This window comes from Catelliglobosispora koreensis DSM 44566 (assembly GCF_000379685.1).
Taxonomy (GTDB): domain Bacteria; phylum Actinomycetota; class Actinomycetes; order Mycobacteriales; family Micromonosporaceae; genus Catelliglobosispora; species Catelliglobosispora koreensis.
The window spans coordinates 96,057-116,039 of the sequence record NZ_KB903293.1; the positions used below are offsets into that span (position 1 = coordinate 96,057).

A 19,983-nucleotide genomic window follows, 5' to 3' on the forward strand; every position below is an offset into this window, starting at 1 on the left:
CCCTCTCCCTACCAGTGGTGTCCGAAGTGGACAACTGCCGGTTAACCAATCACCCCAGCGGCGCTGCGGGGCGCCGGGGTCAGGGCGTCGCCCACCCGGTCAACCAGCAAAGCCATTTCGTAGCCGACCTGCCCGACATCGCAGCTACGCGACGCGAGCACACCGAACGACGAACCGTCCGAAATGGACATGAGGAACAGGAAACCGTTGTCCATCTCCACGACGGTCTGCAGCACGGCTCCGCCTTCGAAGCAGCGAGCCGCACCCTGGGTGAGGCTCACCAGCCCGGAAGCGATGGCGGCGAGCTGATCAGCCCGGTCCCGGGGTAGATCCCGGGACGAAGCGAGCAGCAGGCCGTCGGCCGAAACCGCGACCGCGTGGGCGACCCCGGGCACCCGGTCGGCGAAGTTGGCCAAGAGCCAACCAAGATCCTGCGCTGTGGTCATCCCTCGTGCTCCTTGCCGTTCTGGCCTCCGGCCTCGGTAGAGCCCGGATTCTGATCGTCTTTGTGCTGTGTCCGTCCACGCTGGACACCGCGGTGATAGGCGGACAGGAGCCCGCGCACACCTTCTGGCGACCGGCGCTGCACGCTGGTAGTGGCCTTGTCGACGCCACCGGGCACAAGCTGTGCCATCGGCGTGCGCTTTGGCAGTCCAGCCATGGTCGTCTCTTCCGGCTCCTCGTTGACCGAGGCGGCCGCGGTCGCCGCGGCCCAGCCTGCGTCAGCGGCAGTCTGCCACGTGGGCCTGTAGGCGGCGGGCACTCCTTCGCCCTGCCCCATCCGCCCGGCTCCCGCCTGCGCTGTCACCATCTCGTCCCTCGTGCTCGGTGCCTCACCGTTGGCCCCGCCTACCGGGGTCCCGCCGTTAGTGCGGGAGCCGACAGCCGGGAACTGTGCGGTGATCGTAAGGTCTGGCGCACCGTATTCGGGAGTGGATGTCCCGCCATCGTCGACAGCCGTCCGGCGGGTGCTGAACCACGCCGACTCCAGCTCCCGGAAGATCGGGAGTTCCATCGTCTCGTCAGCGTACGGAATGTGCTGCGGGACAACGGGTTGCTGCGACTGCGACGGACGCTCTTCAGCGACCGGCGGCCAGATCGGCGGAGCGGCACCCATCGGCACTTCGTGCCTGGGCGGCGATGACACCGGAACAGCCGAGACCGGAACAGCCGAAATGGGCAGGCTGCTGGCCGGAGGGGCCGAATACGGTGCCAGGCGGTCGTAGGCGTGTTCCTCCGGCGGGGTCTGCCGGGGGATCTGTGAGCCGTAGAAGCTCGCGGGGCGGCCACCTGCGGCCAGTTCCGCGTCGACCGTACGGCGGGGCAGCGGATCGTTTGCGCCACCTTCGTTTGACCCGGCACCGGTCAGGTCTGACCACGCGGGCATGCCTGCTCGGCTGGGCGGGGCCGGAACCGGGGCTGGCATAGGCGGTGGAGTGACCGCTGGCGGCGCGGCGAAGGGGTTCGGCGTCGGGGCGTCAAAGCCACGCGGCGAACCGCTTTCCAGCGCGAGCGGAGCACCAAACGTGTTGCGTGGTGGCACAGCTGGCTGCCGCTGCGGCTCGATCGCGCTCGGCTCACGCGACGGCGCACCGGCGCGGCCGGAAAGCGCCCGTGGGACAAGCACCGCGGTCGGCAGCGTGACGTCGGCGATCACGCCACGCTCGGCTGACGAACGCAGCTCCACCTTGACGCCATGCCGGGCGGCCAGACGGGCGACCACGACGAGACCCATCATCCGGGACACGGCCACGTCCACCATCGGCGGCGTCGCGAGCCGCTCGTTGATGTCGGCGAGCATGTCCGGCTGGATGCCGATGCCGTGGTCTTCGACGTAAAGCACGGCACGGTCACCCACGCGGCGGGCCTCGACCATGACGCTCGAGTCCGGCGGGGAGAACGCGGTCGCGTTATCGAACAGCTCGGCGATCAGGTGCACGAGGTCGTTAACCGCGTGCGCGGCGACCTCGATGTCGCGGTCGACCACACCGAACTCGATGCGCGTGTAGTGCTCCACTTCGGACTGTGCGGCACGGAGCACGTCGAGCAGGGCCGCCGGCTCGCGCTGCACACGGGTGGAGTCGGCACCGGCGAGCACCAGAAGGTTTTCGTCGTTACGCCGCATTCGAGTGGCCAGGTGGTCGAGCTGGAAGAGCTCGGCCAGACGATCGGGGTCTTCTTCACCACGCTCTAGCCGGTCGAGGTGACCGATGAGCCGGTCGACCAGGATCTGCGAACGGCGGGCGAGGTTGACGAACATGGTCGCGACGGAGGATCGCAGGGCGGCCTGCTCGGCCGCGGTGCGGACCGCTTCCAAGTGGACCGCGTTGAACGCCTCGGTCACCTGGCCAAATTCGTCCTTGCTGCGCACCGGCAGCGGTTCAGCGATCTGGTTCGCGACTTGGGCCGGCGACAGCTGTGACGACAGCGCCGGGTCACGCAGCCGGGCCACGGCCTGGGGCAGACCGTATTGGGCGATCGTGAGCGCGCCTTGGCGCAGCTCGCGCAGCGAGCGAGCCATGGAGCGGGCGACGAGCCACGCTGACAGGATGGCGACGATGAGCATGAGGCCGACGAGCGAGCTCTGGATGAGGATTCGCGAGGTGACATCGTTACGCACCGCGAGCGCGGCGGTCTCGACCTTGGCGTCGAGGTATTTCTCGACGTTACGCACCTGGTTCGCATGGTCCTTCATGGCGAGGTCCCACTCGGCCGCGCTGAAGTCGGTCGTGATGGGGGCACCGCCGCCGAGCGACTCGATCTTGCCCTGGTAGCTGGTGGACTTCCGCAGCGGCGGACCGGTGACGGCGCTCTTGTAGTAGTCCACATCTGTTGACAGAGCCACGGACTCGAACGCCCGGTAGGTCTGGTCCTGGCCGACGAGGGCCGACAGGAAGCTCTTGTTGATTTCGGGGGTCATCTCGCCCGCGTCGAACGCCCGCAGCACCACGATGCGTTCCTCGGCGAGGAATTCCTTGCCTGCGGCGATAGCGGCCGCGGCACGAAGGCCATCACCAAGGTCACCACTACCGGCGGACTGCGCCGCCCGGTCCCGGATCTCAAGCAAGTCGCGGATAAGCACCTGATAGGGCGGCGAAACGTCAGACAGCTTGACCTTCAGCTCACCGACCTGCTGGCGCACGGTCTGGAGCCGGCTCAGGCTGTTGTCGATGCGGGTCAACAGGTCGCGCATGCCCGGGTCAGCGTCGCGGAGAGCGTTGCGCTGCTGGGTGTATTCCAGCGCGGCGGCGTCCACCGCACGGCCAGCTTCTTCGAAGGCGGCCCTAGGCGCCTTGCGCTGGTCTTCGTTGTCGGCGGCGAGGGTTTGTACCGCGCCAGCCCGTTCGTTCTGTAGCGCGTCGACCAGGGTTCCCGACTCTTTCACCAGCTGAGACAGCACGCGAATGCGGTCTGCACCGGTGTACGTATCCAGATTGTCCACCAAACCGTTGGTTCCAATAACCAGCGTGGCAAGAACTGGCGGGATCATGATCAGGCCAAGTTTGGCCCAGATCGGCATATCCCTGAGCCGGCCGAATGGCCGCCGGAGACGCGAAAGGAAGCCATTCGATGGCTTTCCAGACCGCTTGCTCACGTCACCGCCCTCTCCTGTTGGTGCCAAAGGCAACGCACATCATCCGGCCCTGCAAAGGTCGGACCCCGAGATTCCATCACGCCCTTAGCAAAGAAGAAAGCCCAGGTTGTTTCTGGCAACCAGGCCAATGGGATGCTCATGGGGATACAGCCCAATGTCGTCAGTGGAGCTACTCACAGTGAGCGTCCAAAATGCCCGAGTTATTCTTCTTGCCGGACCTTCCGGTTCCGGGAAGTCCTACGTAGCTCGGCGAACCGGGCTACCAGTGCTTTGTCTTGACGATTTCTACAAAGACGGCACCGACCCTACCTTGCCTCAAGCGCAGGGCATCGTGGACTGGGAGTCCCCCGAAAGCTGGAATGCGGAGGCCGCGATAGCGGCGATTGCCGAATTGTCCGCCTCTGGTCAGGCACTGATCCCTGTCTACGACATCGGCCAAAGCGCTCGAGTAGCTGATCGGCTATTCGCCATCGACGATCAGTCAATGTTCGTCGCCGAAGGGATATTTGCCGCCGAGCTCGTGACACGGTGCGCTGAGCTGGGACTTCTTGCTGACGCGATAGCCCTGAAACGGCCCCGTACCGTTACTTTCACCCGCCGGCTGGTCCGCGATCTTGCCGAACACCGCAAGGCGCCGTCTGTCCTATTTAGACGTGGGATCCGCCTGTTCCGGGAGGACCCCACGGTACTCGGACGCGCCTACCTGCTCGGTTGCCGCCCGATGTCGGCCCGCAAGATCTGGGCTCGCGTCGAAAGCCTTAAATCAGCTTCGCGTACGCGGGCTTAATGACCTCGTTGATGATCGCCAACCGCTCGTCGAACGGGATGAACGCGCTCTTCATGGCATTGATCGTGAACCACTGCAGCTCGGCCCAGCCCCAGCCGAACGCCTCGCTGAGCAGGAACATCTCGCGGGACATAGATGTGCCGCTCATCAGCCGGTTGTCCGTGTTGACGGTAACCCGGAAGCGCAGGTCACGCAGCATCTTGATGGGGTGAGCGGCGATCGAGGCGGCCGCTCCCGTTTGCACATTCGACGACGGGCACAGCTCCAGCGGAATCCGCTTGTCCCGGACATAAGCCGCGAGCCGGCCCAGCTTTCCTTCGCTGGAAATGTCGTCGACGATCCGCACTCCGTGACCGAGACGGTCCGCTCCGCACCACTGGATCGCTTCCCAGATGGACGGCAAGCCAAAGGCCTCACCAGCGTGAATGGTGAAGTGGAAGTTCTCCCGCTGGAGGTATTCAAAGGCATCGAGGTGCCTGGTGGGCGGATAGCCCGCCTCAGCTCCTGCGATGTCGAAGCCCACGACACCTTCGTCGCGGTAAGCGATGGACAGCTCGGCGATCTCCATCGAGCGGGCGGCGTGACGCATCGCGGTGAGAAGTGTGCCAATTCTGATCGGCGTGCCCTTGTCGCGAGCGATAGCGGAGCCCTCGTCGAAACCGGCCTGCACCGCCTCGACCACCTGCGAGAGGGTCAGTCCCTGGGTCAGGTGCTGCTCCGGGGCGTAACGCACCTCGGCGTAGACGACACCGTCGGCCGCGAGATCCTGGGCGCACTCGGAGGCCACGCGGCGTAACGACGCCTCGGTCTGCATCACCGCAACGGTGTGCGCGAATGTCTCCAGATAGCGCTCAAGCGAACCGGAATCGGCCGCTTCGACAAACCAAGCGCCCAGGGCCGCGGGATCGCTCGCCGGCAAAGAATGCCCGATCTCCTGCGCCAGCTCCACGATCGTCGCCGGGCGCAGCCCGCCATCGAGGTGATCGTGCAGAAGTGCCTTCGGGGCCCGCGTGATTTCATCCAAGCTCAGGGTCACATCAAGGAAGATAGCGCTGTGCTGACCGACCAGATGATCGCCGCGCTGCGCTGCCCCCTGTGCCGTCAGCCACTGCGCGCCGGGCCATCGGTCCTGACCTGCGCCGGCGGCCACAGCTTCGATCTGGCAAGACAGGGATATGCCCTATTGGGTACCGGTAAAGCACTCCCCCTGGGTGACACCGCACCCATGGTCGAAGCAAGGGCGGCGTTCTTCGCGACGGGTCACTTCGATCCGCTGATGCGAGCGGTCGCGCAAAAGGCGTCCGGCGACCTGATCGTGGACCTCGGGGCAGGCCCGGGCACTTACCTAGCGCACGTGCTGGAAAGGCTGCCGCACGCGCAAGGCGTCGCGTTTGACGTCAGCAAACCGGCCCTGAAACGGGCCGCCAAGGCACATCCACGCCTGGGAGCGGTCGGCGCTGACACGTGGGGTGAACTTCCGTTGCGGGACAACAGCATTGACACCGTGCTCAACATCTTCGCCCCACGCAACGGGCCGCAGATGCACCGTGTGCTCAAGCCAGACGGCCAGCTGATCGTGGTCACACCCGAGCCAGGGCACCTGGCTGAGCTGCGCGATCAGCTCGGTCTGCTCAAAGTGGACGAAAGCAAACCAGCCCGCGTGGCCGCGACGCTAAGCGAGTTTTCCGAGGCCAGCCGGGAGGTGCTGACCTGGGAAATGGAGCTAACGGCCGCTCAAGCCACGGCGATTGTCCACATGGGACCCAACGCTTTTCACGCCGCTGGCACGGCTGACGCGATGCGGGTGACCGCGAGCGTGGCCGTGACTACGTGGACAGGTCGACTTCTTCCCACCCCGGCGGATCGTCATGATTCGGCCCGCTGAACACACAGGCCCACTCCAGCGCCCAGCGGCGCTGACCGATCGCGTTGGCGTCAATGACCCCGGGCAGTTCGCCCTCAAGCTTCAGGTAGCCGTAGTCCAGGCAGTAGTGCAGGTCGAGCGCGGCGGCCACAACGGCGGGGTCTCTAGGCGCGGGAAGCGACCGTGCCTGCCACTGAGCGAAGGTCTCGCCAGCTTCGAGGTCCGGCATGATCTGCGCCAGGGATTGCACCGGCCCGAGCGGGTCCAGCACGTGAATCAATCCTAAGATCCAGGCCAGTCCCGCGATCGCGTCCAGGTGCAGGATGAACGACCGCCGGTCACCGATCTCCTCGGTGATCCACGCCCACTCCGGTTCGGTGACATCGGGGGTGAGGTCGTTGTCTTCCAGCCATTTGACGGCCAGTTCCGGCGGCATGCCGAAGGCTCGTTCCAAAATCACGTAAAGGATCGCGGCTCGCCGCTCCAGCTCGATCGTCGGGCGCAGGTCCACGAGGTCACCCGGATCCCAGACGAACGGATAGTTCTCTGGCGGCACGGGCAACCCGACGCGCGTGACTTCTTGCAAGCTGGCAACGCGCACGGCAACGGGATCGGGGGCAGCGATAGGCATGTCGGGCCGGCTAACCGATCCGGTCGATGATCAGCGGAACCGCCGGGCGCGGCAGGCTCTCGATGGTGAACGCGGGTGTCGCCGTCTCCAGCGCCGAGGCGATCCGGCCTGGTTCGTCAGTGCGCAACTCGGCCAGCACGTCGCCCGGGCTCACGCGGTCGCCCGGCTTCTTGTGCAGCACTACGCCCGCGGCGAAGCTCACCGGGTCTTCCTTACGTGCCCGGCCCGCCCCAAGGCGCCACGCCGCTAGGCCGATGCCCATAGCGTCCACAGCGGACACGACACCACCCTGCGTGGCGCGCAAGACCTCGACCTCTTTCGCGGCCGCCATCGGAGCGTCCGGATCACCGTCCTGAGCACGAATCATCTCCCGCCACGTGTCCATCGCCTGACCCGACGCCAAAACCGCCTCAGGGTCCACATCAGACAGTCCAGCGGCGTCCAGCATTTCGCGGGCCAGCGCGAGCGTCAGCTCGACCACGTCAGCCGGGCCACCACCGGCGAGCACTTCGAGGGACTCCTGCACCTCGATGGCGTTGCCGACGGTCAGCCCCAAGGGCGTGTTCATATCGGTGAGCAAGGCGACGGTGTTGACCCCGTGCGCCCGCCCCAGCTCGACCATCGTGCGCGCGAGCTCTCGCGCGTCGTCACTGGACTTCATGAACGCCCCGGTGCCGACTTTGACATCGAGGACTAAGGCCCCAGTACCCTCAGCGATTTTCTTGCTCATGATGGAGCTGGCGATCAGCGGAATGGCCTCAACCGTTCCCGTGACGTCCCGCAAGGCGTAGAGCTTGCGGTCAGCGGGCGCGAGCCCTTCGCCCGCTTGACAAATCACGGCACCGACGGTGCTGAGCTGCTCGACGAACTCCACATTGGACAGTGCCGCCCGCCAGCCGGGAATGGACTCCAGCTTGTCGAGTGTCCCGCCGGTGTGCCCGAGGCCCCGGCCACTCAATTGCGGCACGGCCGCCCCGCACGCCGCCACCAAAGGCGTGAGCGGCAACGTGATCTTATCGCCCACACCACCTGTGGAGTGCTTGTCGACCGTGGGCCGCGTGACGGCGGACAGATCGAGCCGCTCCCCCGAAGCGATCATCGCGGCGGTCCAGCGGGCGATCTCGCGATCGTCCATGCCCCGCAACAGAATCGCCATCGCCAGGGCAGACATCTGCTCGTCGGCGACCACGCCCTTGGTGTAGGCGTCGAGCACCCAGTCGATCTGAGCGTCCGAAAGCGTGCCGCCATCCCGCTTGGTGCGAATGACATCTACAGCATTAATGCTCATGGGCGATCGCCTCCAGGTCCTCAACACCGAACGCGCGCGGCAGCAGTTCAGCCATGGTGAGCGGGCCGTCCTTGGAATCCACGAGCATCTTGGGCCCTCCGTTTTCCCAGAGCAGCTGGCGGCACCGTCCACAAGGGAGCAACGGGTGACCGTCGGCGTCAACGCATGCCATGGCTACGAATCGGCCGCCGCCCGTGGCGTGCAGTTGCGACACCATGCCGCACTCAGCGCAGAGCACCACGCCGTAGGCCGCGTTCTCCACGTTGCAGCCCACGACGACCCGGCCGTCGTCGACCAGCCCAGCGGCACCGACCGGAAACTTCGAGTACGGCGCGTAGGCCCGGTGCATGACCTCGACCGCGGCTTTGCGTAGAGCTGGCCAATCAACCTTTGACATACGGCTTTCCGTCCGCAGCAGGTGCTCTAGAGCGGCCAACCAGTCCAGCCACCGCGAAAATTGTTGCTACATAAGGCAACATGGCGAGGAAGTCACTGGGGATGGGGCTCTGAATCGCCTGCAACAGGGACGACAAGGCGCTCGAGAAACCGAAGAATATCGCGGCCAGGAAGGCACCAACCGGGTGCCAGCGGCCGAAAATCATCGCGGCGAGGGCGATGAAGCCCAGGCCACCGGTGATGTTCTTGGTGAAGCTGCTCGCCGTCACCATCGAGAAGTAGGCACCGCCGAAGCCGGCGACCAGACCCGCGATCATAACGTTGACGTAACGTAGGCCCAGCACCTTGATGCCGACGGTGTCAGCCGCGGCTGGATGCTCTCCCACGGCCCGCGTGCGCAATCCCCATCGCGTACGGAACAAGGCGACCGTGGCCGCCACCACGAGCAGGAGCGCCGCATACGTCAGGATCGTGCCCTTGAACAAGGCAGGCCCAATGATCGGAATCTCAGACAGACCCGGGACTGTCCACACAGGAAGCAGCCCTGGCGAGTTGAACGACTTGGTGTCCTCGCGCATGACCTGTTCATAGAAGAACCCGGTCAGGCCAAGGGCTAGCGCGTTGAGGACGACACCGATGACCACCTGATCCACCAGGAAGCGGATCGCCAGCCACGCGAGAATCAGTGAAATGAGCGCACCGCCAATGGCGGCCGCCACGAGGCCAAACCACTGGCTGCCCACCATCGTGCCGAATAGCGCGGCGAAGAAGGCGCCCGTGAGCAGCTGCCCTTCGATCGCCACGTTGACGACACCGCTGCGTTCACAGAGCACGCCTGCGATCGCGCCGAAGATTAGTGGAAGCGACTTCTCCATCGTGATCTTCGACAGGGAGCTCAGGGGCACCTGGCCGCCGGTCTCGGCGATCTGCCAGATCAGCGCCGCCACCACGAAAAACGCTAGGCCCAAGCCGACGTACAAGCCGAATCGCTTGTTGGTCAGGATGAGCAACGCTCCACAAGCGATGGTCAGCAGCCCGAAGATCAGCGTGCCGACTTTGCCGTTGATGCTGAAGCTCGCGCCACTGGCCGCTGTCGTTTCGCCCAGGAAGAATCTCGCGGGCTCGTTCGGCACGATGGCCGTCAAATACACGGCCGCGATAAGTCCAAGCAGGACCATGATGAGCCCGGCTTTGCGCGTACGCGTCCAGTAGCCCTCGGGAAGCGCCAGCGAATTGTCTACCGTCATCGACGTCATGTCGTCACCCCTTCGCCAGCGCGGCGGACGCGGCGGCCGACGGCGACTTGCGCAACCGGAAGACTGCCTTAACCAGCAAAGGCGCGGCCACGAAGATAACGATCATGGCTTGGATCGCGGTCACCAGCTCGTTGGAGATGCCGGAGAACGTCTGCATCGCGGCGCCACCGGCTTGCAGCGCCCCGAAGAGCAGGCCCGCGCCGACGACACCCCACGGTTTCACCCGGCCTAGCAACGCGACGAGGATGCCGTTGAAGCCGATCTGCCCCACCACTTCACCGGTGAGGTTGCCTGCCGTGCCCAGCACCATGGTCGTGCCGCCAAGTCCCGCGAGCGCGCCCGCGAGGCCCATCGTCAGAGCCAGCGTCCAGCCGACCTTGATGCCCGCGGTCCCTGCCGCATTGGGGTTGTAGCCCACCGCGCGCAACTCGAAGCCAAACGTGCCCCGCTTGAGCAGCCACGCGACCCCAGCCGCGACCAGCAGCGCCAGCAGGATTCCCAGGTTGACGCGCAGTGCCGGGTCGATGAGCTTCGGGAAAATCGACGAGTCCGGCACCGGCTTACTGATCAGCTCAGAGCGGTTCGGATCGTCGATGGCGGCCTGGCGGATGTACCAGAACAAGAAGTAGAGGGCGATGTAGTTGAGCATGATCGTCACGATGACTTCATGCGCCCCGGTCTTGGCCTTGAGCACGCCCACGAGCAGACCCCAGAGCCCACCGAGAAGCGCTCCGGCCAGGATGGCCAGGAGAATGACGATGGGCGCGGGGAGCTTGAGCAGAATGCCCACGGTGCCGCCACCGATCGCACCCATGATCGCCTGGCCCTGGCCACCGATGTTGAACAGGCCAGCGCGGAAAGGAATCGCGACCGCGAGCCCGGTCAGGATCAGCGGTGCCGCGTTCGTCAGCGTTTCCGAGATCGGGCGGAACACCTGCTGCCAGGTCGTCATGTCCCAGTACCACCGGTTGACGGTGTCGGGATTGACGACCGCGCCCTTGAACATGTCAGTGTAGGCCTTGCTAACCAGATCCCAGCTGGCTTCCAGCGTCTTGAGCGGCTGGTAGAAGAAGTAGCCCCACTGCGCTCTCGTGTCAGCGTCACCGATGATCATCAGGATGCCGCCGAAGATGAGCGCGAGCACGATCGCGAAGAGGGTGACCGTGAACGTGTTGTCGGCGTAGAACTCTTTCTTGAAGTTGTCCCACAGCGTGGGGTCGCCGCGGTGCTTACCAGGCTTTTCCGTCGTCAGATAGGGCCGGCCAGCTTCGGCGTGCGCTGGGCCCTTGTCCGGCGACGGCTCTGGAATCGGGTGCTGCTCGTCACTCACGTCAAAGCCTCCCTTCGGTCGGCTTCGCCGCGAGGCACTATGGGGCCTGTTATTTCGATTCGTTCGCGCAAGCGCTCTCTCATGAGTCGGCCTCGGGGGTAATCCCGGCCATGAGCAGGCCGAGGGTCTCACGTGGAGTGTTGGGTGGCACTACCGCCAGAATCCGCCCGCGGTACATGACAGCTATCCGGTCGGCCAGCGCGACCACCTCGTCCAGCTCGCTGGAAACGACAAGCACCGCCGAGCCGACGTCGCGCTCGGCGACGATGCGGCGGTGAATGAACTCGATCGAGCCAACGTCAACGCCACGCGTTGGCTGCGAGGCGATGAAAAGCTTGAGAGGACGCGACATTTCCCGCGCCACAATGACTTTCTGCTGGTTGCCGCCCGACAGCGAACCCACGGGCTGCTGCTCTGACTGGCTGCGAATGTCGAACTCTTCGACCCTGCCCTGTGCCGCCTCATTGATCGCACGCGGGTTCAGCGCGAACCGGTTTCCAAACGGCTCAGTGTCATAGAGGTCGAGCACCAGGTTTTCCGCGAGGGAGAACTCTTTGACCAGCCCGTCAACGCTGCGGTCTTCCGGCACATACCCAACCCCGGCTCGCAGGACCCGCCGCGTCGCCCAGCCGGTTATGTCCTGTCCGGACAGTGTCACTGACCCGGTGAGCGAGGGCCGCAATCCCATGATCGCCTCGACCAGTTCGGTCTGGCCGTTGCCCTGAACACCGGCGATGCCGAGCACTTCGCCCGCCCGCACCTCCAGGTCGACTCCGTCGACCGCCCGGTGCCGCCGGTCGTCGGCCACGACTAGCCCGGAAACCTTGAGCACAGCCGCACCCGGCTCGGAGGTCTGCTTAGGCACTTCCAGCACGACGCTGCGGCCGACCATCAGCTCTGCGAGCTCTGATTCCGGCGCGGTCGGCTCGGCGCTGCCTACAACTTTGCCACGCCGGATAACGGTGATCCGGTCGGCCACCGCCTTCACCTCACGCAGCTTGTGGGTAATGAAGACGATCGATTTTCCAGCGTCTCGCAGCCCGCGCATGACACCGAGCAGTTCATCGGTCTCCTGCGGCGTTAGCACAGCGGTCGGCTCGTCGAGAATGAGCAGGTCCACGTTGCGGGTCAGCGCTTTGACGATCTCAACCCGCTGCTGGATGCCAATGGGGAGGTCTTCGATGATCGCGTCTGGGTCCAGGGGCAGCCCATATTTCAGCGAAACCGTGCGCACGAGGTCGCTCGCGGCGGCGTGATTGAGGAATCCCGCCTTCGCCGGCTCCGCGCCCAGCATCACGTTTTCCGCGACCGTGAACACCGGCACGAGCATGAAGTGCTGGTGGACCATCCCAATACCAGCCGCGATAGCGTCGCCCGGACCCTTGATCTTGATGGCTTTGCCATCGACCAGGATCTCGCCACTGTCCGGCTGCAACAGACCATAAAGGACATTCATCAACGTGGACTTGCCAGCGCCATTTTCGCCCAGCAGGGCGTGGATCTCGCCTGGCTCCACTGTCAGAGAGATGTCGTCATTTGCGACGAGGTCACCGAAGCGCTTGGTGATGCCGCGCAGTTCGAGTCTCAGCGTCGCCTCCAGAGCTATGTGGACCTCATGTTGAAACAACATTGTGGAGGAACAAAGGCCGCCGCGGTACCGGGGGGTTCCGGTGCCGACGGCGGCCGTGTAGTTATTACCGCCTGAAGGCGATCATCTCACCAGTTCAGGCGGTGTGTGGTCACTTCGGCTGGGCCGGGGAGGTGACCTTGATGGTGCCAGCGATGATGTCGGCTTCCAGCTTCTTCAGCTCGTCCTTGAGGGACTGGTCGATCTTGCTGTCGAAGTCGTGGAACGGCGCCAGGCCCACGCCCTTGTTGGCGAGGGTGCCCAGGAAGCCACCGGTCAGCAGCGTGCCCGGGGTCTTGGCCGAGTTGAGCACCGCGTCCTTGACACCGTCGGTCGAGTTCTTGAGCACGCTGCTCAGCATGACCGACTTGTAGTCGGTGGTGAGGAAGCCGTCGGAGTCGACCCAGATGATGACGTAGCCACCGTTGGCTGCCGCGGCAGCCGAACCGAGGCCGGCGCCACCGGCGACCGGGAAGATAACGTCGGCGCCCTGGGCGACCAGGGTGTCGGACTGCTGCTTGCCTGCGTCCTGCTTCACGAAGTCATTCGTGAACAGACCGTCTTGCTTGTCCTTGTCCCAGCCGAAGACCTGAACGTTCTTGCCCTTGGTGGTGTTGTAGTGCTTCACACCGTCGACAAAACCGTCCATGAAGATGGTCACGGGACCGATCTTCATACCACCGTAGGTGCCGACCTTGCCGGTCTTGGAGTAGCCGGCCGCGAGGTAGCCGGCCAGGAATGCGGCCTGCTGGGTCTCGAACTGGATCGGGTAAACGTTGGTCAGGCCCAGGTTGTCAGCGTCCACGATGGAGAACTGAACGGTCGGGTTGGCCGCGGCGACCTTCTTCGTGGCGTCGCCCATCAGCCCACCAACGGCCTGGATGTATTTACAGCCGTCCGTCACCTGGTTTTGCAGGTTCGGGTCGTAGTCAGACATTGCCGTTGAGGCGGTGTACTTAGTGGTGACGGCCGAGTTCGCGGCCTTGGCGGCCTCGAGACCCTTCCAAGACGCCTCGTTGAACGAGCGGTCGTCGATGCCACCGGTGTCGGTCACCATGCAAGCTTTGAAAGATCCAGCGCCCGGGGTGCCGGGGGTATCGGCCGGGGGCTTGCTGCAAGCAGCAGCCGCGAAAGCGATGCTTCCGGCCGCGGCGAGCGCGATGATCTTCATCCCACGCGGACTGCGCAAGATGGTCTCCTCTCCCAATGAAAACTGCTTTGACGGCAGCCTACGTGCGAAGCAGCCGTTCAACCGACAATCATGAAGCTTTGTTGAACGGTCGTTACTCTGGCGTGACTGTTAGGTGTATTTGGTCACTGAGTAGCTGTGACATCACTAACGGTAACTCCGGTGGCGGCATGTGCCGCGCATTTGCGAGGGCGTAATCTGCCGGATCATGGAGGCACTTCGACTCATCCTGCGTTACGCCCACCTCATCGGGTTCGCCCTGCTCCTCGGCGGCGCGATCGTGCAGTATCTGTCCGGCGTCATCCGGATCAACAAGGCCGTCCTATGGGGAGCGACGATTCAGCTCATCACGGGTATCGCCCTGGCTGCTCCCTTTGATCGTGACCCTGCGCTCAACCACGTCAAGGTTGGCGTCAAGGGAGTCATCGCACTACTGATCTTCATCGCGGTGTTCGTGCCGCGGAACAAGGAATCCGTCGCGAAGGGACACTTCTTCGCCATCATCGGCATGACGCTAGTGAACGCGGCGATCGCGGTCTTCTGGCGATGACCGAGGTAAGGACCCTGGGCCCGGAGGACTGGCAGATCCTCCGGGAACTAAAGGCTCGCCGCACGGATTACGGCCTGCCGGGGGTCACGACGCGGCTGATGGACAAGCCTTCCGCCGCGTAAAGGATCTGCCCGTCCAGCACAGGTTTCGGCGTTCCGTTGCGGCTGACGGCGACCTGAATCGACTCGTGTCGCAGCTCTCGGACGAACACGAGGGTGTCAGCGTCAGCGTGAATCCAGCGCAGGCCGCCGTGCCGCAGCGCGGGCTCGTCGCGGCGCAGCCGCAAGAGGGCGCGATAGGCCACGAGCATCTCCAGGTCCTGGTCCCCAGGGCGATTCCAGGGCATGGGTGTACGCGAGTGCTCCCCCGTGGTCCCTTCAAGCCCGAATTCGCTGCCCGCGAAGACCATCGGCGTGCCCGGCAATGTCGCCTGCAATCCCAGTGCCAGCACGTGCCGCTGCGCCGATCCCGTCACCGTGCGGATGCGGGGCGAGTCGTGAGAATCGAGCAGTTGCCACGAGTGCACATAGGAGCGCCAAGACATCCGTGAGAAAAAGTCGCGGATGGTGTCCAGGGTGGACTGCCCGTCGCGCAACGGAATCCCGCCCGGGTAGCCCATAAAGCTTTCCAGCTCACTGGTTTCAGCGCGCAGCCACGACCACAGCGGCCGGGTGAAACCGCCGTAGTTCATCGTGCCTTGCCACCCGTCCCGGTCGAGGTCTGCCGTGGCGTCGTGGGCGTGCTCGGCGACGAACATCGCGTTGGCGGGCACGGCTTGGCGCAGCTGCCGGGCGACCTCGTGGTTGTAGTCGTCAGTGCCGCAACGGCCCGTCATGTTCGCCACGTCGACCCGCCAGCCGTCGAAATACTCCAGCCAGCGTTGCAGCACATGGGTTACCCGCGAACGCACGAGCGGGCTGCCCCAGTTGAGCTTGGGCAGGCTTTTGACCCCGTACCAGGATTCATAGTTCCCGGCGCCGTCGAAGTAGAACATCTCCGGGCAGGTCTGGAACCACTCGTGATCGTCGCCGACGTGGTTCGTGGTGATGTCGCCGATCAGCCGCATTCCCCGCCCGTGCACCGCGTTGGCGAGCCGCTTCAAGGCGGCGTCGCCGCCGAGCAGCGGATCGATGTGGTCGAAACTGGAAGCGTTGTAACGATGATTCGACCGGCCCGGGAAGATCGGCGTTAGGTAGACCGTGTTCACGCCAAGGGATTCGAGGTGATCCAGGCGTGCCGTGATCCCGTCAAGGTCACCGCCATACAACTGCTCGGCGACACCAGGCCCGTGCGGGAGAACCGCATCGCTATCCCACGCCGACGGGATCGCCCAGGACGGAACGTCTTTGCCCGCCAAGGTTCCGCCGAAGCGGTCCGGGAAGATCTCGTAGATGATGGCATCGGCCATCCACGACGGTGGTGCCTGATGCGTCACCAGGCGAAAATCCGTGGCATCAGTGACATCGCGGAAATGGAGACCGCTTGCGGTCAGCCATCGCCCCTCACCGAAGAAGAACCGGTACGGCGTCACAGGATTGCGGGCGATGACAGTGGCCGTGAACCACCTGTCTTCCGCACCGTAGCCGCCGATCGCCTGGCCCGTCCGCGTTTCGTCAAGCACAGCCGGAGCGAAGCGCGGCTCACCGTCCACGACGGACCGGACGTAGACCTCACCGAGCGGAAAGGAGGCGGGGATCCGCACCCAGACGCGCGTGCCGTCGACATAGAGAGCGGATCCATCGTGATGGGGCTGGTCGAGATAACGCATGTCAGCCTTTCACCGCGCCCAACGTGAGCCCGGACGTGATGTATTTCTGGAGCCAGTAGAACAGCGACACGGTCGGGATAGCGGTCAGCAGGGTCCCGGCCGCGAAGGCACCGAAGTTGACGTTGCGGTTGTCCGGCCCTAGCAAGCCAAACATGCCCACCGCGAGGGTTTTCGTGTCATCGCTGCGCAGGAAGATGTTGGCCATCAAGAACTCGTTCATCGTGCCAACGAAGGCCAGCAGCGCGACGACGGCCAGAATCGGGGAAACGAGCGGCAAAATGATGCGGAAGAAGATCTGCGCATGCGAAGCCCCGTCGACCGTCGCCGATTCATCGAGTTCCTTGGGCACGGTATCCAGGAACCCCTTCATCAGCCACGTGTTCACGCCCAGTGCCCCGCCCAAGTAGAGCAGCAGCAGACCCCAGATCGAGTCAAAACCGAAGGGCGGGAACAGTTCCGTGACTTGCGTGAAGATGATGAAGATGGCCACGATCGCCAGGAACTGCGGGAACATCTGGATGAGCATGATGGCCAGCAGCCCAACGCGACGGCCCGCGAAGCGCATGCGGCTAAAGGCATAGGCGGCGCAGATGCCGAGGAACACGCTGGCGAACGCGGACACCAGCGCCAGCATCACCGAGTTGAACATCCACCGGCCAAACGAGTGATCCGGGTCGGAGAAGAGTTTCACGAAGTTATCGAAACTCGCCCCGGTCGGGATGATCTCCGAGGATCCAAGCGTGCCAAGCGGATTGAGCGCCGCCGAGAATACGAACACGACGGGCAGCAGAGCGAAGGCTACGACACAAAGGAGAAAGGCGTGCCGCCAAATCATTCTCATGAGTAGACCTCTTCCTGTGCCCGCGTGCGGCGGAACGCGATCGCCGATGTCACCGCGACGATGATGAAGATGAACGTCGACAAGGCCGCCGCGAATCCGAGCAGACCGCCGCTGCCTTCGAAGGCGAGACGATAGGTATAGGTGATGAGCAAGTCGGTCTTGCCCACGAGATTGTTGTCGACCGCGTAAGGCCCGCCGTTGGTGACGAACCGGATCAGGTTGAAGTTGTTGAAGTTAAAGGCGAACGACGAGATCAGCAACGGGGTGAGCGCCACGAGCAGCAGCGGCAGCGTCACCCGGCGGAAGCTTTGCCACGCCGAGGCGCCGTCTATTCCGGACGCTTCTGTCAGCTCACGCGGAATCGCTTGCAGCGCACCGGTCGCGACGAGGAACATGTAGGGATAGCCGAGCCACAGGTTCACCAGAATGAGCGCGAGACGGGCACTGGCCGGCGTGCCCATCCAGTCGTGGTCGAGCCCGAGCACACGGTTGATGAGCCCGAAGTCCTTGTTGAACATATCCCGCCACACCAGCATGAGCGCGAAGGCCGGCATCGCATACGGAAGCACGAGCAGCGCCCGGTAGATCTTCGTGCCTTTCATGCGAGGCGAGTGCAGCGCCAGCGCACAGGACAGGCCCAGGACGAAGGTGACAAAGACAGAGGCGATCGAGAAGACGAAGTTCCAGATCAGCACATTGAAGAAGTGACCGTTGACGTTGGGGTCGGTCAGCGCACGGGCGAAGTTCGACCAGCCGACGTTGACCTGCCAGCCTTGCAAGAGGTTGTTGCCCTGGGCGTCAACGAAATAGCCGGTCTCGCTGGAGGCTTTCCACTCTTTGCCTTCCCCGCGCACGCAATCGCAGTCGGCGGCATAGGCGCGTGTCTTCTCGAACTCGATCGCCCGGCTCAGTCCGCTGGACTTGATCGCCCCGCGAGCGGTCGGCACGGCCAGTGCCTGCACTTCAGCGTCGCGGTCTCCGGCCGGCAGGATCTCGTACCCGGGAGCGGAAAGGATTTTGCCCGTGAGGCTGACTTCAGCACCCTCCACATTGGATAGACCGTCGGCAGTGCCGGCTTGAACGGCCTTCGTTTCCCGGTCAACGAGCAGGAAGACCAAGTCACCGCCCTTAGCGGCGATCGTGAGCGCATAGTCGGGCGATCCTGGGATCTCCTTGAGCGATTCGCGCTCGATGGCCGCGACGGCTTCTTCCTTGCTCCCGCGGTGCCCGTCGCCGTAATTGGTGAAGGCGATGCTGAACGTGTACAGCAACGGCACCAGCTGGAAGACGATCAAAAAGACCGTTCCCGGAACGAGATACTTCGCCGGAACGTGCCGTTTGGACAGATAGAGATAGCAAATCCCCGCCGCCGCGGCGCACAGGATGGCAAGAGCCACCCAGGCTTCGGCCTTCAGCAGTGGAGGCACCGCGTAAAGCAGGATGGCCGCGGTGATGCTCAGGGTGGCGACGCGCGACAGCAAGAAAGACATGGCATCCCGATCAGTTGAAGATGGCGGCCCCGCCGGCACGTGGCGGGGCCGCCTGAGAGGGGTACTACTTCTTGAGCGCGGCCAGAATCGCGGTCTGTGCGGCTGCGGCAGCCGTCGCCGCGTCCTCACCCTTGACTACCGCGACCTCAGCGTTACCGAATGGGCCCCAGATCGCCGACATCTCGGGGATCGCGGGCATCGGGAAGCCATCCTTGCCAGCGGCGAGGAACTTCACCAGGTCGGGGTCGGCACCCTTCACGGCGTCGATCGCGGCCGTCAGCGCCGGCGGGCGGGGGTCAGCGTCGTAGAGCGCCTTGGCGACGTCCTTGTTGGTCACGTAGTTCGCCACGAACTCTTGCGCCAGAGCCTTGCTCTTGGCCTTGGAAGCCACGTAGAACGCTTGCACGCCAAGGAAAGGCGTGGCCTTCTTGCCACCGGCGAAGCCAGGAACGGCGCTGATGTCGTACTTCACGCCACCGGTCTTGACGTCCTTGGTCGCCCACGGGCCGGAGATGAGGAACGGGCACTTCTTGCTCGCGAAGGTCGAGATGGAGTTCTCGTTGCCGATCGAGGTCTTCAGCGCGCCGCTGCCCTTCTCGCCCAGCTCCTTCAGTTTCGTGAAGGCCTTGACCGAATCGGCCGAGCCCACGGTCACGTTCTTCGGGTCGGGGTCGCCAGAAGCCGTGGTGCCAAACAGCGATCCGCCTGCGGAGGCGAAGATCGGATAGATGTGGTACGCGTCGCCTGCGGCACCCACCTGCAAACACATGATTTCGGAGACTTTGCCAGCGGTCTTGAGGTCGGTGCCCGCCTTGACCAGATCCTCGATGGTGGCCGGAGCGGTTGGCACCAGTTCGGTGTTGCGGAACAGGGCGATGTTCTCCATCGCGTAGGGCGCGCCATACACCTGGCCGTTGAAGGTCACCGCCTTGAGAGCGGCTGCTTCAAACGAGCTCTTCTGCGCGGCGGTGAGGTTGACCGGGTCGATGGCGCTGTTTTGCACCAGGTTGCCGATCCAGTCGTGGGCACCGATCACGATGTCGGGTCCACTGCCCTGCTGGGAACCGGTGACGAAGACCTGCTGCAGGTTCTCAGCGATCTCCTTGATCTCCACGGTGACGCCGTTTTCCTTGCCGAACTGGTCGGCGAAAGGCTTGAGAGCGGCGGTGCGCTTGGGGTCGGCCCAGATCTCCAGCTTGCCGTTGCCCTTGTCCTTCGCGGGAGTCGAAGGCGCTGGGTCTCCACCACAGGCAGCTGCGCCAAGCAGCATGCCTAACGCGGCGGTGACACCCAACACGCGGATGGCGCGCATGAAAGTCTCCTGTCGTTGGCAATGAAAGTTTGTGGAAGATGGTGCCGAACGTTAGCAAG

Annotated in this window: 16 protein-coding genes and 1 pseudogene; 3 read left to right on the forward strand and 14 right to left on the reverse strand. The window is 64.3% G+C overall.

The features are described from left to right. Positions 1-41: 41 nt before the first annotated feature. Together A3E1_RS0136425 and A3E1_RS0136430 are read right to left on the reverse strand one after the other, a co-directional pair. A complete protein-coding gene (locus tag A3E1_RS0136425) occupies positions 42-446 on the reverse strand; it encodes a roadblock/LC7 domain-containing protein (RefSeq protein ID WP_020525770.1) in 405 nt (134 codons plus the stop codon). Next, positions 443-3,595: a sensor histidine kinase gene (locus A3E1_RS0136430; protein WP_026209187.1), complete on the reverse strand. Its 3,153-nt coding sequence runs from the start codon at positions 3,593-3,595 to the stop codon at positions 443-445. Before A3E1_RS0136430 ends, A3E1_RS0136425 begins: the two co-directional genes overlap by 4 nt. A 154-nt stretch (positions 3,596-3,749) precedes the next feature. Between A3E1_RS0136430 and A3E1_RS0136435 the strand changes: the two genes are divergently transcribed. Next, positions 3,750-4,382 (forward strand): uridine kinase family protein, encoded by a 633-nt coding sequence (locus tag A3E1_RS0136435; RefSeq protein WP_026209188.1) that lies wholly within the window; start codon positions 3,750-3,752, stop codon positions 4,380-4,382. Here A3E1_RS0136435 and A3E1_RS0136440 read toward each other — a convergent pair. Further along, positions 4,354-5,418 carry an adenosine deaminase gene (locus tag A3E1_RS0136440; RefSeq protein ID WP_040393021.1) on the reverse strand — a complete coding sequence of 355 codons (1,065 nt, stop codon included), beginning with the start codon at positions 5,416-5,418 and terminating at the stop codon, positions 4,354-4,356. The two genes, A3E1_RS0136435 and A3E1_RS0136440, sit on opposite strands and share 29 nt — an antisense overlap. 33 nt (positions 5,419-5,451) lie before the next feature. On the opposite strand from A3E1_RS0136440, the gene A3E1_RS43965 reads away from it, so the two are divergent. Then, positions 5,452-6,267, forward strand: coding sequence for a putative RNA methyltransferase (locus A3E1_RS43965; protein WP_051105264.1), 816 nt, complete (start codon positions 5,452-5,454; stop codon positions 6,265-6,267). On the opposite strand, the gene A3E1_RS0136450 is transcribed toward A3E1_RS43965, so the two are convergent. From A3E1_RS0136450 to A3E1_RS0136480, 7 genes and pseudogenes are all read right to left on the reverse strand, one after another. Beyond that, positions 6,209-6,877, reverse strand: coding sequence for a DUF4272 domain-containing protein (locus tag A3E1_RS0136450; protein ID WP_020525775.1), 669 nt, complete (start codon positions 6,875-6,877; stop codon positions 6,209-6,211). The genes A3E1_RS43965 and A3E1_RS0136450 overlap by 59 nt on opposite strands. Before the next feature lie 10 nt (positions 6,878-6,887). After that, positions 6,888-8,165 (reverse strand): thymidine phosphorylase, encoded by a 1,278-nt coding sequence (locus tag A3E1_RS0136455; RefSeq protein WP_020525776.1) that lies wholly within the window; start codon positions 8,163-8,165, stop codon positions 6,888-6,890. Continuing rightward, positions 8,161-8,562 (reverse strand): annotated as a pseudogene (locus A3E1_RS43970) (cytidine deaminase); the annotation flags it as partial. The gene A3E1_RS0136455 and the pseudogene A3E1_RS43970, both read right to left, overlap by 5 nt. After that, on the reverse strand, positions 8,549-9,817 hold the full coding sequence (locus tag A3E1_RS0136465) for an ABC transporter permease (protein WP_020525778.1): 1,269 nt from the start codon (positions 9,815-9,817) through the stop codon (positions 8,549-8,551). The gene A3E1_RS0136465 and the pseudogene A3E1_RS43970, both read right to left, overlap by 14 nt. Before the next feature lie 4 nt (positions 9,818-9,821). After that, complete coding sequence (locus tag A3E1_RS0136470) at positions 9,822-11,147, reverse strand: ABC transporter permease (protein ID WP_020525779.1); 1,326 nt, start codon at positions 11,145-11,147, stop codon at positions 9,822-9,824. A 79-nt stretch (positions 11,148-11,226) separates the two neighbouring features. Next, positions 11,227-12,777 (reverse strand): ABC transporter ATP-binding protein, encoded by a 1,551-nt coding sequence (locus A3E1_RS43975; protein ID WP_020525780.1) that lies wholly within the window; start codon positions 12,775-12,777, stop codon positions 11,227-11,229. A 109-nt stretch (positions 12,778-12,886) separates the two neighbouring features. After that, positions 12,887-13,945 (reverse strand): BMP family lipoprotein, encoded by a 1,059-nt coding sequence (locus A3E1_RS0136480; protein ID WP_020525781.1) that lies wholly within the window; start codon positions 13,943-13,945, stop codon positions 12,887-12,889. 226 nt (positions 13,946-14,171) lie between these two features. Here A3E1_RS0136480 and A3E1_RS0136485 point away from each other — a divergent pair, with 226 nt between their 5' ends. Then, the gene (locus A3E1_RS0136485; protein WP_020525782.1) at positions 14,172-14,513 is read left to right on the forward strand and encodes a hypothetical protein; all 342 of its coding nucleotides are present in this window, start codon (positions 14,172-14,174) and stop codon (positions 14,511-14,513) included. Between the two features lie 67 nt (positions 14,514-14,580). On the opposite strand, the gene A3E1_RS0136490 is transcribed toward A3E1_RS0136485, so the two are convergent. The 4 genes from A3E1_RS0136490 to A3E1_RS0136505 form a co-directional block, all read right to left on the reverse strand. After that, on the reverse strand, positions 14,581-16,281 hold the full coding sequence (locus A3E1_RS0136490) for a glycoside hydrolase family 13 protein (protein WP_020525783.1): 1,701 nt from the start codon (positions 16,279-16,281) through the stop codon (positions 14,581-14,583). A gap of 1 nt (position 16,282) precedes the next feature. After that, positions 16,283-17,116 carry a sugar ABC transporter permease gene (locus A3E1_RS0136495; protein ID WP_020525784.1) on the reverse strand — a complete coding sequence of 278 codons (834 nt, stop codon included), beginning with the start codon at positions 17,114-17,116 and terminating at the stop codon, positions 16,283-16,285. 2 nt (positions 17,117-17,118) lie between these two features. After that, entirely contained in the window at positions 17,119-18,612 is a 1,494-nt protein-coding gene (locus tag A3E1_RS0136500) for an ABC transporter permease subunit (RefSeq protein ID WP_020525785.1), read from the reverse strand. A 64-nt stretch (positions 18,613-18,676) separates the two neighbouring features. After that, positions 18,677-19,924: a sugar ABC transporter substrate-binding protein gene (locus A3E1_RS0136505; RefSeq protein WP_020525786.1), complete on the reverse strand. Its 1,248-nt coding sequence runs from the start codon at positions 19,922-19,924 to the stop codon at positions 18,677-18,679. Positions 19,925-19,983: the final 59 nt, after the last annotated feature.